The sequence below is a fragment of the Massilia sp. AB1 genome, from assembly GCF_018119385.1.
GTDB lineage: Bacteria > Pseudomonadota > Gammaproteobacteria > Burkholderiales > Burkholderiaceae_D > Telluria.
This window is the reverse complement of sequence record NZ_JAGKSG010000030.1, coordinates 1-14336: the sequence shown is the minus strand read 5'-3', so window position 1 is coordinate 14336 and position 14336 is coordinate 1. Positions and strand designations below refer to the sequence as shown.

The window sequence follows — 14336 nt, the reverse complement described above, 5'->3', positions numbered from 1 at the left end:
TGAAGTCTGGTTGGCATCGAAGTGCAATGACTGCCGCAAGCCGTGCTTGCACGCATTGCATAGTTTGCCTTATTTCTTCAAACCAAACTAAATGATTCTTGCCTTTCGCTCTCTCATCCGCCCTGATGGCATCCCGCTCTCCGCGCCATCGTGCAGCAAATCCCTACCGCGGGCCAAAAAGAAAGAGGCACGTTTTAGCGAGCCTCTTGATGCCGAATTAAGCGTTCTTTGCAGCGCGCGATTTACGCCGTGCTGCCGCCAAGGCAAAAACACCTAGGCCGATGAGACCGAGGGATGCGGGCTCCGGCACTTCAGTTCGGATCTCGTCGCGCGTGAAGACGACGCGAACCCAATCGGTGCCACTATAAATACCCGTGTTATTGCCGCTGCGCCATCCGTTAAACACATAATTGGGCGCGGTGAGATGATTTTGCTCCCAGTACGAAATCGAATTGCTGGTGTGCCAGCTCATGCGATCGCGTTCACCCATCGCGCACACGTCCGCACTATTTTGGCAAATGATGTCATCGGCGCCGGCAAATCCCATGGAGTAGCCGTTGTAGTACCAACCCACGTTATTCGATTTGTTCGTGGTGTTTATAGAGGTATAGGTGGTCACCGTCGCATATTGGTCTGCTGCCAAGACGTCAATCGTGGTGGAGCCACGCCGCATTGCACCCAGCATGACGTACTTCTGGTGACCGGCAAATAGGTCGGCAACGGAAAGGCCGCCGCCATAATCGCTCGTGCTGATGAGTTTCCACCCCCAATCATCCGTTACCGTCGAGAACGCGACGTCGTTGTGTACGCCTGAAGGGATGAGAGCGGCAGAAGCCGTACTGGCGAAAGCACTGAGTGCAAGTGCAGCCAAAGAGTAAGCAAGTTGGGTTTTCATATTTCTTTCAGGAAATTATAGTGAACTTACTGGCACTATTAAGCAATCTTTATGCCAAATCTGCAATTCCTTGAAAAACATGAAAAATTTCTTGGAGCAACTTTACTGTTGTAAAGATTATCGACAGGAAATGTAAATTTCCTTTCGTAGAAATTAAAGATAGGACAGCCTCATCACGATTGCAAAGCGAATCGATTGCCCTACGGCAGCATAGTTCGGCTTACAATTGATGAGTCGACAAAACAAACCGAAGGTCACGTGCAGACCATTCCTCACTACGATCAGAACGCCGAGCAGCTTGTCTCCCAGTACGAATCGCTGACATTCGAAGATGTGCACCCTACCCTGCTGGATCTGCTGCCAGTCTCCGGCGCGACGATTCTGGACGTCGGCGCCGGCTCTGGACGGGACGCCGCTTGGTTTGCGGGCAAGGGATACGATGTTGTCGCCGTTGAGCCCTCGGAGGCGATGCGCACCCTCGCGCGCCAGTGCCATCCTTCGCCACGTATTCACTGGTTGGCTGACAGCCTGCCAAACCTGGCACAGGTACGCCGGCTGGGCCTTACATTCGATCTGATCCTGCTCTCGGCAGTCTGGATGCACGTGCCGCCTACTTCACGCCAACGTGCCCTACGAAAGCTGGCAACGCTGCTGTCGCCGAATGGACGAATCGCCATCAGCCTTCGAATTGGTCCGCCCGATACCGATCGCGCCATGTACGAGGTGACGCTGCCAGAGCTGACGGCGATGGCCCAGCAGTTCGGCCTCAGGCAGGTTCGCACCGACGACAGCCCGGACAGGCTGGGCCGGACCGGTATTTCATGGACGACTGTGGTTCTTGGGCTACCCGATGATGGCTTGGGCGCGCTTCCGCTGCTACGCCACTTGATCCTTACGGACGGGAAGTCATCGACCTACAAGATTGCGCTCCTACGCATCCTGGCCAGGATCGCCGATACCGCGGCAGGCGCAGCACGCCATGAGCCGGAATCCGTCGTCCTGCCAATGGGCCTGGTGGCACTCTTCTGGCTACGCATGTACAAGCCGCTCATCGAAGGCGGTCTTCCCCAGATGCCGTCTAACCGCGCTGGAAATGCCCCCGGCTTCGTGACCAACAACTTCACGGCCTTGCGCTTAATTCGACCGATCGACCTTCGTGCAGGGATGGAGTTCTACGATGACACGGCGCGCCACCTTCACGGCAGCCTGTGGGAGATATCCAGGCTGATCCGCGAAATGCCAGTCAAGTACCTGCGTTGGCCAGCAAGCGAAGAGAACATCTTCCACATCAAGCACCAGCGCCGCACATCGACACCGTCAAGCCTGCGGATCGACGATCTATTCCTGTGGAGCTTCGGCGAGTTCCACGTTCCCCTCCCAATCTGGGATGCGCTTAGCCACTACAACGTGTGGGTCGAGCCGGTTCTTGTTTCGGAATGGGTGCGCCTGATGGAGTCCTATGCGGGGCAACTCGGACCGGCAATAAGCCAGACCGCGTATTCGCTACTTGCGTGGGCAGATCCCGAGCGCGATACCAAGTTCGCGCGTGCCGCGGTCGAACGACTTCGCGCCCACGGCAAGTCCATTTACTGCGTATGGTCGGGCCAGCGCCTGAAGGACGATTTCGACATCGATCATTGTTTTCCCTTCGCTGCTTGGCCCTGCGGCGACGCATGGAACTTGATGCCTGCATCGAGGCGAATCAACAGCGAGAAGTCGAACCGCCTGGTCACCCAAACAGCCCTGGAACGCGCCAGCGAGCGGATCACCGAATGGTGGGAAGCGGGCTTCCTGTCGGCGGGGACTGATGCGCGGCACCGCTTCTTCCTCGAAGCCGAGCAAACGCTTCCGATGCTGGAGGCAGCCGCTTCACCAACGGACCTGATCGATGCGATGAAGGTGCAGCGCATTCGCTTGGCTAAGGATCAGGGTTTACGTCCATGGGAGCCAGCGACTGCCAAAAACTTAATCGTCCCTTCCCCTTCGCTTTAACTGGGCGGCATCTCGGCAAGCAGCAGATTACTCGACTGCATTACGGTTGCCTCATGCTTCGTTAGAGTAATCAGTTCTTTGATCATGTCTCTCGTGTCCTACGCGCAGGCTCAGGCTTGATCCTACTTGCTGACAATTTTGATGCTCTTCAATCAGCGCAGTAAGCCGACACCCAATAATTCCTTCTACGTTTCCATCCAGAATCAAAAGAAAATTGCCGGTATGGGTGTGCGTGCATCAACTCAGCAATTGAGAACAGCTTTCGATACGCAGAGTTAGCGGAGAAGTACGTAACTATCGAGGAGACTGATCAATGTCGAACTTTTACAAATACTTCAAGGAGAACATGAGCGCTCTTGGCCTTCCTGCGCCAGAAAGCCTCTTTGGAACGGTGCAAACCACGGTAGGTACGGTAACGGTACTACTTGGCTTGATAGACAAATTCGGCACCAGAGTTACCGTGGCCGAACTGATTGGTGCTGGTACCAAACTGGAAAAGCTGGGAGTCGTCGCAGCATGTTCTGCGGCCTTCTACGCGGGGGCAGTCATTGGAAGCCTTGCGGTCGCTACAGGGCGCTGTCTCGGCAACGGCACCTCTCTCGGCGATATACTTGTCCTGGCTGCGAAATGGGGCTTCAGGCGACCGTGGCTTGCAGCGCTTCTTCATCGGTTGCCGGGCGTTTACGACCCAGGCGTGACATCGCGGAAATACTACAAGCACCAAGAGGCGGTCCGATGAAGGATTCCCTTTCACTGCTCGCCGCCGGCGCTCTACTTGCGCTTTTCGGATGGGCATTTTGGCACTACTTAGGACCCGACGCGCTGTGCACGCTTGTCATCCTGACGCTTGTTGCAGTGACAGTAGACAATGCTCGTCTTCGCCGAGAATTGCGTAAAAGGGGATAGTGAATAAATGGCGGGGTACCGGCCTCGATGCACATGCTCAGGTTACGAGGATGTGGGTCACGCCAAGGGTGGGGAATAGTACTGGCGGAAGCGGTGAGATTCGAACTCACGAACGGGTTCCCCCGTCGGCAGTTTTCAAGACTGCTGCCTTCAACCACTCGGCCACGCTTCCTTTGAGGAACCGGCATTATACATAAATCATCGGTCCCAGTGAGGCTCATCGGTCCACGCAGTTTGCATATGCCTCGGCTGAGCCACGAAACTTAGACTCCGGCCGAGGGGGACGCCGAGTCCCGGAGCGACGGTCTTAAGGCTAGCGGTGGTCGGTGCGGAACAAGCCGCGATACTCAGGCAAGCAGCAGCCAGTTGTCCCGCAAACTCCGCTCGAAGTCATACGCCGGCAGCGGCTTGCTGTACAAATACCCCTGCACCTCGTCGCAACCCGACTCGCGCAGGAAGTCCAGCTGCTCCACCGTCTCCACCCCTTCCGCGATCACGCGCAGGCGAAGCTGGCGCGCCATGCTGATGATGGTCCCCGCGATCGCACAGTCGCTCGCATCCCCAGGAATCCCGGTCGTGAACGAGCGGTCGATCTTCAAAGTGTGAATCGGGAAGCGCTTCAGATACGACAAGCTCGAATACCCGGTCCCGAAATCGTCCAGCGACAAGGCCACGCCCAGCGCGGTCAGCCTGTCCATGATCCCGGTCACCCGCCCGATGTCGTGCATCAGCGTGCTCTCGGTGATCTCCAGCTCCAGCCACGACGGATCGAGCTGGTAGCGCCGCAGCGTATCCGCCACCCGCGCCGGCAGCGATTGCGTGAACTCGCGCGCCGACACGTTCACGGCCAGGCGGAACGGCGGCAAGCCCGCCTTCTGCCACACGGCCGCCTGCGCGCAGGCCTGTTCCAGCACCCACTCGCCCACCTGCACGATCAGGCCAGTGCTCTCGGCCAGCGGAATGAACTCGCCAGGCGGCACCAGGCCGCGCTGCGGATGCACCCAGCGCACCAGCGCCTCCGCACCGACGATGCGCCCGCTGCCGATTTCGAACTTCGGCTGGTAATACAGGATCAATTCACCGTTACCGAGCGCCTGGCGCAAGCCGGTCTCAATGCGCATGCGCTCCTGCATGCCCTGGTTCATGTCGTCGCTGTAGAAGGCCACGCTGCGGTCCGGATTCGCGTCGCCTTTCTTGGCCCGCTCCATCGCGATGTCCGCCAGTCCCAGCAAGGTCTCCGCATCGTTGCCGTTCTGCGGATACACGCTGATGCCGATACTCGCGCCCACGCGCAGGTCGTGCCCGGCGATGTAGAACGGCGCATCCAGCACGCCCTGCAGCTTCTGCGCCACCGTGGTGGCTTCGTAGTGCTGGCGAATGTCGAACAGCCCGACCGCGAATTCGTCGCCGGACAAGCGCGCCACCACGTCCTCGTCGCGCAAGGTATCGCGGAAGCGCTGCGCCACCTGCTTCAGCAGCTCGTCGCCAATGCGGCGGCCCAAGGTATCGTTGATGCGCTTGAAGCGATTCAGGTCGATGAACAGCAGGCAGCCATTCGCCTCGTTGCGCTGGGCGACCATCAGGGCCTGGTCGACCAGGCGCGCGAACAGCGTGCGGTTCGGCAGCCCGGTGAGTTCATCGTAATATGCCAGGTGGTGCAGCTGTTCCTCGGCCTGCTTGCGTTCGGTGATATCGGTCAGGTAGGCGATCAGCCCGATCGGCCGCTCCGCCAGGTCGCGCAGCGGCGACAGCGACAGGCTGGCCCAGAACACCTCGCCGGACTTCTTTCGGCGCCGGACTTCCATCATGCGCCCGCCCTGCTCCGCGAACACGTCGTGGAAGCCTTCGTCCTCGTCCGCGTACAGGAACAGGATGTTGCGGCCGATGGCTTCCAGCGCGGAGTAGCCGAACAGCTCCTCAGCGCCGCGGTTCCAGCTGGTGATGTAACCCATCTGGTCCATCGTCAGCACGGATTCGTGGATCTGGTCCAGGATCTGGGACTGGTGCGCCAGCTGCGCTTCCATCTGCGCGTACGCGTGGGTGGAACGCTGGGCCAGCGCCTGCATCTGCATCAGGTTGCCGGTCAGTTGCGCGAGTGCGGCCAGCTGGCGGTAGTCGCTGTCGCAGTAGCCGCGCCCCGCCACCTCGTAGTAGCCGAACTGCTCGGTGCCCGCACAGACGGGATGGCGCAGCGAGTTGCCATAGACGCCGGTCTCGAAGCTGCCCGCGCCCTGCACGAAGCGCCCCACAGGGCTGGACATGAGCTCGCGCGCCACGCGGCCCAGCTCATGCGACAGCGCTTCCCCACGCAGTCGGATGACGGCCTCGCACACGGCGGCAGAACCGCCGACGACATCTACCGCGACCGGAACCACCTCGTGCAGGTCAGACATTGCGGCCCACCTGTATCGCCCAGTGATACGCGTGCAACTGGCTGTTCCACCAGGCGTCAATCGTCACGCCGGCCCGCTCCAGGTCATCCCCAAGCGGATCGATCTCAGTCAGGCGCAGCCAGCCGCCCAGGGTGCCGCTGCGCTCCAGCAGCGCGCCCGCGATGTGCTCGGGCAGGCACAGGTCCGCCGCGATGTCGTGCATCGGCATGCGCAGCAGCCGGTCCAGCAGCGAGAACACGCCGGTCATGAAGGCCAGGTCCTGTTCGTCGCGGCTGCCGCCGGCGTGCTTGCACAGAGCTTCCAGCTGCGCGCCGCGGCGCGCGGCCAGCGGCAGCAGCAGGTTCGGCGGGCCGTCCGGCTGCTGGCGCGCGTACAGCAGCAGCTGCAGCCAGCGCTGCAGTTGGCGCCGGCCCAGCAGGTTGATGGCCTGGTTGAAGCTGGTGATCTGGGTGCTTACCGCGAAGGCGGCGGAATTCACCAGCTTGAGCAAGTGATAGGACAGCGTCGGGTCCTGCTTGAGCTGCAGTTCCAGCTCGCGCGAATCGGCATCGCGCGCCAGCAGGCCCAGGAGGGTCAGCAGGCGGCGGCGCGAGCTGCCGTCGTCGCTCGGCGATGGGAAACTGGCCGGGTCGAGCGGGTAGTCGCCGCTGAACCAGTCGAAACCGGCGTTCTCGCATTCGGAAAAACGCAGCGCAGTGTGCACATTGCGCGCCAGGTGCGGGCCGAACAGCGCGGCCAGGCGGCCGGGAGGCGGCGCATCCGCGCCGCAGTCGCGCGCCACCGAACGCAGGGCGGCCGGCGCCTTCACGCCTTCAGGAATCGCGCCATCGAGCCAGACCCGGTAACCGGTTTCGTGCAGCTCGCCCAGGCGGCGCATGGCGCCCTCCTGCAGCAGCGCATCGGCCGCCACGACGAAACCGATGCGGTTGGCCGGCAGCAGCGCCAGCACCGGCGGCGTCAGCGCAGCGGGGGAATCGACCATCAACAGGCCGTCCAGCGGCGCGATGGCGGCCAGCAGGTCCGGCATGCCGAACACGGCCTGCAGGCGCGCCGGCATGTTCTCGCCGGGCTCCACACGCACGCAAAGCGCCACCCACTCGTTCTGCGCATTGGCGACCGGGTCGAATGCAACCAGCGGGATTGAATCTTGTTCCTGCGCAGCCATGTGTTGTTTCAAAGGTGATATTCAGATGATCTTAGTGCACCAATTATTAGAAAGCAACACCCGCTGTTTCCGTAAAGACACGATATCCGAAGAATATGCATCCCGGAAGACAAGGATTTATGGGTTTTCTTCGAATCCGGCGCGCTGGACGGCGAAACGGATCAATTCCGCCTGCCCTTCGATGCCGAGTTTGCGCTTGATGTTCAGGCGGTGGGTTTCGACGGTGCGTACCGACAGGTCGAGTTCGCGCGCGATCTGCTTGTTCGACTGGCCGGCGGCGATATGGCGCAGCACTTCCTGCTCGCGCGAGGTCAGCTGGTTGTCGGCCGCCAGGGGGCTGGCCAGCTGGCGCGCCAGCGCGGCGCTGTAGTAGATGCCGCCGCCCATCACGGTCTCGATAGCCAGCACGATGTCCTTGCCCGGCGCGTCCTTGAGCACATAGCCGCGCGCACCGGCCTGCATGGCCTGGCTCACGTACTCGGGCTTGTCGTGCATCGACAGGATCAAGACCGCGATGCCCGGATAGCGCGCCGTGAGCTGGGCGGTGGCTTCGATGCCGCTGCTAGCGCGCATGTTCACGTCCATCAGCACCAGGTCGGGCTGGCAGCGGCCGGCCTGCTCCAGCGCTTCCTGGCCGGAACCGGCTTCGCCCACCACGCGCAGGTGCGGCGCGGCTTCCAGGCGCGCGCGCAGGCCGTCGCGCACCAGGGGGTGGTCGTCCACCAGCAGTATCTTCACTTCTTGGCTCATGCCTGTTCCTCCAGGTCGATGCTGGCCACCACGCGGGTGCCGGCCGGCGAGGAGGCGATCGCGAGCCGGCCGCCGATCGCTTCCATCCTCTCCATCATGTTGCGCAGGCCGATGCCGCGCTTCGGGTGCACGGCCACGCTGTCGGCGTCGAAGCCCAGGCCGTCGTCCTGGATCGTCAGGCTCAAACACCGCTCCGCCCTCACCAGGCTCATGTCGATGCAGGCGGCGCCCGCATGGCGCTCGGCGTTGGTCAGGGCTTCCTGGGCTACGCGGAACAGCACCGTGCCCACCATCTCGGGCAGGCCGTCGAGCTGTCCTTCGGTGCGGAAGCGCACCGGCGTGCCGGCATGCTCGCCGAATTCGCTGGCCAGGTGGTCGAGCGCGGGCGCCAGACCCAGGTCGTCCAGCAGGGTCGGACGCAGGTCGTGCGAGATGCGGCGCACTTCGCCCAGCACCGACTTCACCTGCTCCACCGTGCGTTCCAGGCCGATCCTGGCCTGCGCGCGCTGGCCTTCGTCGCCGCCCAGGCGGATGATGCCCGCCTCCAGCTGCAGCTTGACCGAAACCAGCGCCTGGCTGATCCCGTCGTGCAGGTCGCGCGACAGGCGCGCCCGTTCTTCTTCCTGCGAATCGACCACGCGCTGGGCCAGGGCCTTGAGCTTGGCGTCGGCCACGCGGTGCTCGCTGATATTCAGCGCCAGGCCGCCGGTCGCCACGGTCAGCGCGGCCAGGATGGCCAGGCCGGCGATCCACAACATGGTTTCTTCGATGTTGCGCGACTGCTGCGCATCGACCTGGGCCAGCGCGGCCTCGACGTCGTCGAGGTAGATGCCGGTGCCCATCATCCAGCCCCAGTGCGGGACCGGCACCACGTAGCCGAGCTTCAGGGCCTGCTGGCTGGATGATGGCTTGACCCAGCGGTAGCGCTGGAAGCCGCCGCCGGCCTGGGCGCGCTGGATCAGGCGCTGGATGGTGGGTTCGCCCAGGTCGTCGCGCCAGTTCCACATGTTGGTGCCGACCAGTTCGGGCTGGCGCGGGTGCATCAGGTTGTTGCCCTGCATGTCGTACAGGAAGAAGTAGCCGTCGTCGCCGTAGCTGAGCGAGGCCAGGATGCGCTTGGCTTCGGCCAGGGTGGCGGGGTCGCTGCGGCCCGAGCGGGTCAGGTGGGCGATCGAGCGCGCGGCCAGGGCCACGTAGTGGCGCAGCTCGGCTTCCTTGCTGTCCAGGTAGGCGCGCTGGATGGTGGCGCGCTGCTGCTGCGCCAGGGTCACCGCCTGCTGGCGCACGAACAGCGCAATGGCCACCAGCGCCACGATCAGCGGCGCGATCGCCAGCACGATGACCTTTTGTCTCAGGCGTAATGTCTCAGCCATTTGGCGCTTCCACATCGAATACTTGCATCCGCGCATTTTACGCCTGAGGGCGGTTTTTTACCGAAGTGCTTGCAAGGCGCTGACGAAGTTTCACTGCATTAGCCCGAAGGCCGTCGTCCCGGGACTCGGCTAACGGAGCGACTACGCCTCAGGCGCACAGTTGCCCTACGTAATACTACGCAGCCCCTCCGTAATCATGCGCTTGTGGCGTAACTGATAGTGCAAGATACTGGCCGATAGCTGTCAATAAATGCGCCGGCCCCACCGGCGGAAAATAAGCATCAATCCTTAATCGGAGGAGTCACAATGAATCGTTCCATGCGCGCGCTCGGCTGGGTCGCGCTCTCGCTGCTGGGCGCGTTTTCGCTCGGCGTCGTCGCGGTCAAGCGCGGCGAAACCATCAACGCCATCTGGGTCGTCGCGGCGGCAGTCTGCGTCTACCTGATCGCCTACCGCTTTTATTCGCTATTCATCGCCAGCAAGGTGATGCAGCTCGACCCCAAGCGCCAGACCCCGGCCTATAAATTCAACGATGGCCTCGACTACGTCCCGACCAACAAGTACGTCCTGTTCGGCCACCACTTCGCCGCGATCGCCGGCGCCGGCCCGCTGGTCGGCCCCGTGCTGGCGGCCCAGATGGGCTACCTGCCCGGCATGATGTGGATCCTGGCCGGCGTGGTCTTCGCCGGCGCCGTGCAGGACTTCCTCGTGCTGTTCATCTCCACCCGCCGCGACGGCCGCTCGCTGGGCGACCTGATCAAGTCGGAAATGGGCGAGATCCCGGGCATGATCGCCCTGCTCGGCACCTTCATGATCATGGTCATCATCCTGGCGGTGCTGGCGCTGATCGTCGTGAAGGCGCTGACCGGCTCCCCATGGGGCACCTTCACCGTGATGGCGACCATCCCGATCGCATTGTTCATGGGCCTGTACTCGCGCTACGTGCGCGTCGGCCGCATCGGCGAAGTGTCGATGATCGGCTTCGTGCTGCTGATGCTGGCCATTATCGGCGGCCAGTGGGTGCACGACTCCGCGGTCCTGGGCCCGATGTTCACCTTCACCGGCACCGAACTCACCTGGATGCTGATCGGCTACGGCTTCGTCGCTTCCGTGATTCCCGTCTGGCTGCTGCTGGCGCCGCGCGACTACCTGTCGACCTTCCTGAAGATCGGCACCATCGTCGGCCTCGCGATCGGCATCCTGCTGGTGGCGCCGGACCTGCGCATGCCGGCCGTGACCAAGTTCATCGACGGCACCGGTCCGGTGTGGTCGGGCAACCTGTTCCCCTTCCTGTTCATCACCATCGCCTGCGGCGCCGTGTCGGGCTTCCACGCGCTGATCTCCTCGGGCACCACGCCGAAGATGATCGAGAACGAATCGCACGCCCGCTTCATCGGCTACGGCGGCATGCTGATGGAATCCTTCGTCGCGATCATGGCCCTGGTGGCCGCTGCGACCATCGATCCGGGCGTCTACTTCGCCATGAACAGCCCGGCCGCCGTGCTGGGCACCACCGCGCAGTCGGCTGCGGCCGCCGTGTCGAACATGGGCTTCGTGATCACGCCCGAAGCCCTGGAGCAGATGGCCAAGGACGTCGGAGAGCACACCATCATCTCGCGCGCCGGCGGCGCGCCGACCCTGGCGGTGGGCATGGCCCACATCCTGTCGAACGTGGTGGGCGGCCAGGCCATGATGGCCTTCTGGTACCACTTCGCGATCCTGTTCGAGGCGCTGTTCATCCTGACCGCCGTCGACGCGGGCACCCGCGCCGGCCGCTTCATGCTGCAGGACCTGCTGGGCGCCTTCGCGCCGTCGCTCAAGCGCACCGAGTCGCTGCCGGCCAACCTGCTGGCCACCGGCCTGTGCGTGGCGGCCTGGGGCTACTTCCTGTACCAGGGCGTGGTCGATCCGCTGGGCGGCATCAACACCCTGTGGCCGCTGTTCGGCATCGCCAACCAGATGCTGGCCGGTATCGCGCTGATGCTGGGCACCTGCGTGCTCTTCAAGATGAAGCGCGCCAAGTACGCCTGGGTCACCATCGTGCCGACCCTGTGGCTGCTGGCCTGCACCCTGACCGCCGGCTGGCAGAAGATCTTCGATGCGAATCCGAAGGTCGGCTTCATCGCCCACGCCAACAAGTTCCAGGCCGCGCACGACGCCGGCACGGTGCTGGCCCCGGCCAAGACGGTGGAGCAGATGGAACGCATCATCTTCAACGACTACGTCGATGCGACCCTGTCGGGCTTCTTCATGTTCGTGGTGGTGGCGGTGCTGTTCTACGGCGTCCGCACCGTGCTGGCGGCCCGCGCCGCCGGCGGCCCGACCGCGAAGGAAACGCCTTACGTCGCCATGCCGACGCCGCAGGTGCAGTGATGTTCGGCTCGCTGGCACAGGCAGGCAAGTACCTCGGGCAGAGCCTGCGCCTGATGGTGGGCTTGCCTGAATACGACACCTACCTGGCGCACATGGAGCGTACTCATCCTGATGAGACGCCGATGAGCTACGAGGAGTTCTTCCGTGAGCGCCAGGAGGCGAGGTACGGCGGGTCGAGGGCGAGCTGCTGCTAAGCAGATGAAGTGACGAGGGGGCGCGAGAGCGCCCCCTTCTTTTTTGCTTGCACACCTCCCGCGCCCGCTCTCCCCTCCAGCCCAAAAACCGTCATTCCGGCGAAGGCCGGAATCCAAGTTCGTCGCGTACCCACCGAGCTTGACGTTCGAGGATGCGCGCGCAAACTTGGATCCCGGCCTTCGCCGGGATGACGTTGACGGGCAGGTGGCTACATCGTGGCCGTGGGTCAGCGCCCGCCCTCCCCCGCCACTTTGCGTTGCCTCAAAAACATCATCCCCCCTTACCGTATATTTTTTCTTGCGGGAATTTGCATTCCGCACAGGAGGACCTGCTGCGTCCATCGCTGGTCCGCTTCGCCGTCCGCCTGCGGGAACCGCAATGCCGAACTTCGAGCGCTCGAGCCTGAACCAGAAGCTGACCATCCTCTCGCTGCTTTCCACGGCGACCGCCCTGCTGTTCGTCTTCGCCGCCTTCGCGGTGAGCTCGGTGATCAACCACCGCCAGGAAGAAAGCATGCAGCTGGCATCCTTCGCACGCGTGATCGGCGCGGCCAGCGCCAGCGAACTGCTGCTGGTCGACCGCAAGCAGGCCCAGGCCACCCTGGCCGCCCTCGAGGCCCAGCGCGAGATCTCGGCCGCCGTGCTCTACGACCGCCTCGGCCGACCGCTGGCGCGTTACCAGGCCCAGGGCCGCGCCGAGGAAGACCTGGAAGGGCTCGACGGCGTCGATGCCGCCACCCTGGCCCAGGCCAACCGCAGCGGCCGCACCCTGCTGTCGCGCCACATGCGCGTCTATCACGAGGTGCGCCATGGCGAGCTCCCGGTCGGCATCGTCATGCTCGAGGCCGACCTGCTGCCCATGTGGCTCGACATCCTCGCCAGCCTGGGCGTGATCGGCCTGGCCATGGGCGCCTCGCTGCCCGTGGCCCTGATGCTGGCCGGGCGCTTCAAGCGCAGCATCCTGGAGCCGGTCACCAAGTTGATCCAGGCCGCGCAAAAGGTCTCCACCAGCCAGAACTACGGCCTGCGCATCAGCCACGCGCGCACCGACGAACTGGGCACCCTGATCGACAGCTTCAACACCATGATGGCCCAGATCCAGGACCGCGGCGCCGCCCTGCTGCACCACCGCGACGAGCTGGAACGCCAGGTGGGCGTGCGCACCGAGCAGCTTGAGAAGGCCAAGAACGCGGCCGAAGCGGCCAGCCGCGCCAAGAGCGCCTTCCTGGCCACCATGAGCCACGAGATCCGCACGCCCATGAACGGCGTGCTGGGCATGACCGAGATGCTGCTGGCCACCGAACTCACCGAGGCGCAGCGCAATTACACCACCCTGGTCAAGCGCTCCGGCGAGCACCTGCTGGTGATCATCAACGACATCCTCGACTTCTCCAAGATCGAAGCCGGCAAGCTGACCATCGAGTACATCAACTTCAACCTGTGGGACCTGCTGGACGACATCCACAACGTCTACAACCCGCAGGCCGCCGCCAAGGGCATCGGCTTCGACTTCGACATCGCCAACGACATCCCGGTGGCCATCTGCGGCGACCCGAACCGGCTGCGCCAGGTCATGGCCAACCTGCTCGGCAACGCGATCAAGTTCACCGACCAGGGCCGCATCCTGGCGCGCGTGCGCGTGGCGGGCGAGGATGCGCAAAAGGTCAACCTGCGCTTCGAGGTCCACGACACCGGCATCGGCATCTCGCGCGAGGCGCGCGCGCGTATCTTCAACGCCTTCTCGCAGGCCGACGACTCCACTACCCGCAAGTACGGCGGCACCGGCCTGGGGCTGGCGATCTCGAAGCAGCTGGTGGAGCTCATGAAAGGCGCGATCGGCGTCGACAACGCGCCCCAGCGCGGCTCGATCTTCTGGTTCACGGTCGGCTTCGACAAGCGCCGCGTCGATCCCGACGCGCCCGGCCACCGCCAGCACAGCCTGGAGGGCCTGCGCGTGCTGGTGGTGGACGAACAGGACGAGAGCCGCACGGAACTCATGCGCCAGCTCGACACCTGGCGCGCCTCCTGCGAAGGCGCGGCCAGCGCCGCCGCTGCCTACGAACGCCTGCTGGACGCGGCGCGCGCCGGCCGTGCCTTCGATGCGGCCTTGCTGGACATGGAGCTGACCCACACCAGCGGCCTGGCGCTGGCCGCCTCGATCCGCGCCGAGCCGGCGGCACGCGCCACCCAGCTGATTCTTCTCAGCCCGGAAAAACTGGCGGCCGACCCAGTCCAGCGGCGCGAGGCGGGCGTGGCCTACCAGCTGGTCAAGCCGGCGCGCGCCGCCGACCTGTA

At 63.6% G+C, this 14336-nt stretch carries 10 protein-coding genes and 1 tRNA gene; 5 read left to right on the top strand and 6 right to left on the bottom strand.

Annotated elements, in window-relative coordinates; all coding sequences use genetic code 11:
- Positions 1 to 217 precede the first annotated feature (217 nt).
- A complete protein-coding gene (locus J8847_RS16730; protein WP_211525841.1) occupies positions 218 to 895 on the bottom strand; it encodes a PEP-CTERM sorting domain-containing protein in 678 nt (225 codons plus the stop codon).
- A gap of 258 nt (positions 896 to 1153) precedes the next feature.
- Between J8847_RS16730 and J8847_RS16725 the strand changes: the two genes are divergently transcribed.
- Both J8847_RS16725 and J8847_RS16720 read left to right on the top strand, forming a co-directional pair.
- Entirely contained in the window at positions 1154 to 2887 is a 1734-nt protein-coding gene (locus tag J8847_RS16725; RefSeq protein WP_211525840.1) for a methyltransferase domain-containing protein, read from the top strand.
- 313 nt (positions 2888 to 3200) lie between these two features.
- Positions 3201 to 3626 (top strand): hypothetical protein, encoded by a 426-nt coding sequence (locus J8847_RS16720; RefSeq protein ID WP_211525839.1) that lies wholly within the window; start codon positions 3201 to 3203, stop codon positions 3624 to 3626.
- 249 nt (positions 3627 to 3875) lie between these two features.
- Here J8847_RS16720 and J8847_RS16715 read toward each other — a convergent pair.
- The 5 genes from J8847_RS16715 to J8847_RS16695 all read right to left on the bottom strand — a co-directional run bounded on the left by J8847_RS16715 (position 3876) and on the right by J8847_RS16695 (position 9474).
- Positions 3876 to 3965: transfer RNA gene (locus J8847_RS16715), tRNA-Ser, on the bottom strand.
- Positions 3966 to 4140: 175 nt separating this feature from the next.
- A complete protein-coding gene (locus J8847_RS16710; protein WP_211525838.1) occupies positions 4141 to 6186 on the bottom strand; it encodes a bifunctional diguanylate cyclase/phosphodiesterase in 2046 nt (681 codons plus the stop codon).
- The gene (locus J8847_RS16705; RefSeq protein WP_211525837.1) at positions 6179 to 7351 is read right to left on the bottom strand and encodes an HDOD domain-containing protein; all 1173 of its coding nucleotides are present in this window, start codon (positions 7349 to 7351) and stop codon (positions 6179 to 6181) included. Before J8847_RS16705 ends, J8847_RS16710 begins: the two co-directional genes overlap by 8 nt.
- A gap of 117 nt (positions 7352 to 7468) precedes the next feature.
- Positions 7469 to 8101 carry a response regulator transcription factor gene (locus tag J8847_RS16700; RefSeq protein ID WP_211525836.1) on the bottom strand — a complete coding sequence of 211 codons (633 nt, stop codon included), beginning with the start codon at positions 8099 to 8101 and terminating at the stop codon, positions 7469 to 7471.
- A complete protein-coding gene (locus J8847_RS16695) occupies positions 8098 to 9474 on the bottom strand; it encodes a cache domain-containing protein (protein WP_211525835.1) in 1377 nt (458 codons plus the stop codon). The genes J8847_RS16700 and J8847_RS16695 overlap by 4 nt, the downstream gene beginning before the upstream one ends.
- 306 nt (positions 9475 to 9780) lie before the next feature.
- On the opposite strand from J8847_RS16695, the gene J8847_RS16690 reads away from it, so the two are divergent.
- The 3 genes from J8847_RS16690 to J8847_RS16680 all read left to right on the top strand — a co-directional run.
- Positions 9781 to 11847 carry a carbon starvation CstA family protein gene (locus J8847_RS16690; protein WP_211525834.1) on the top strand — a complete coding sequence of 689 codons (2067 nt, stop codon included), beginning with the start codon at positions 9781 to 9783 and terminating at the stop codon, positions 11845 to 11847.
- Entirely contained in the window at positions 11847 to 12041 is a 195-nt protein-coding gene (locus J8847_RS16685) for a YbdD/YjiX family protein (protein WP_211525833.1), read from the top strand. Before J8847_RS16690 ends, J8847_RS16685 begins: the two co-directional genes overlap by 1 nt.
- Before the next feature lie 379 nt (positions 12042 to 12420).
- Positions 12421 to 14336, top strand: a 1916-nt coding sequence (locus J8847_RS16680) for an ATP-binding protein (RefSeq protein ID WP_211525832.1), incomplete at its 3' end; no start/stop codon positions are given.

What these genes read in the sequence shown, in the direction of transcription:
- J8847_RS16705 (WP_211525837.1), bottom strand. Translation starts at nt 7,351, where the DNA reads ATGGCTGCGCAGGAACAAGATTCAATCCCGCTGGTTGCATTCGACCCG.
- J8847_RS16720 (WP_211525839.1), top strand. Translation starts at nt 3,201, where the DNA reads ATGTCGAACTTTTACAAATACTTCAAGGAGAACATGAGCGCTCTTGGC.
- J8847_RS16695 (WP_211525835.1), bottom strand. Translation starts at nt 9,474, where the DNA reads ATGGCTGAGACATTACGCCTGAGACAAAAGGTCATCGTGCTGGCGATC.
- J8847_RS16690 (WP_211525834.1), top strand. Translation starts at nt 9,781, where the DNA reads ATGAATCGTTCCATGCGCGCGCTCGGCTGGGTCGCGCTCTCGCTGCTG.
- J8847_RS16700 (WP_211525836.1), bottom strand. Translation starts at nt 8,101, where the DNA reads ATGAGCCAAGAAGTGAAGATACTGCTGGTGGACGACCACCCCCTGGTG.
- J8847_RS16730 (WP_211525841.1), bottom strand. Translation starts at nt 895, where the DNA reads ATGAAAACCCAACTTGCTTACTCTTTGGCTGCACTTGCACTCAGTGCT.
- J8847_RS16685 (WP_211525833.1), top strand. Translation starts at nt 11,847, where the DNA reads ATGTTCGGCTCGCTGGCACAGGCAGGCAAGTACCTCGGGCAGAGCCTG.
- J8847_RS16710 (WP_211525838.1), bottom strand. Translation starts at nt 6,186, where the DNA reads ATGTCTGACCTGCACGAGGTGGTTCCGGTCGCGGTAGATGTCGTCGGC.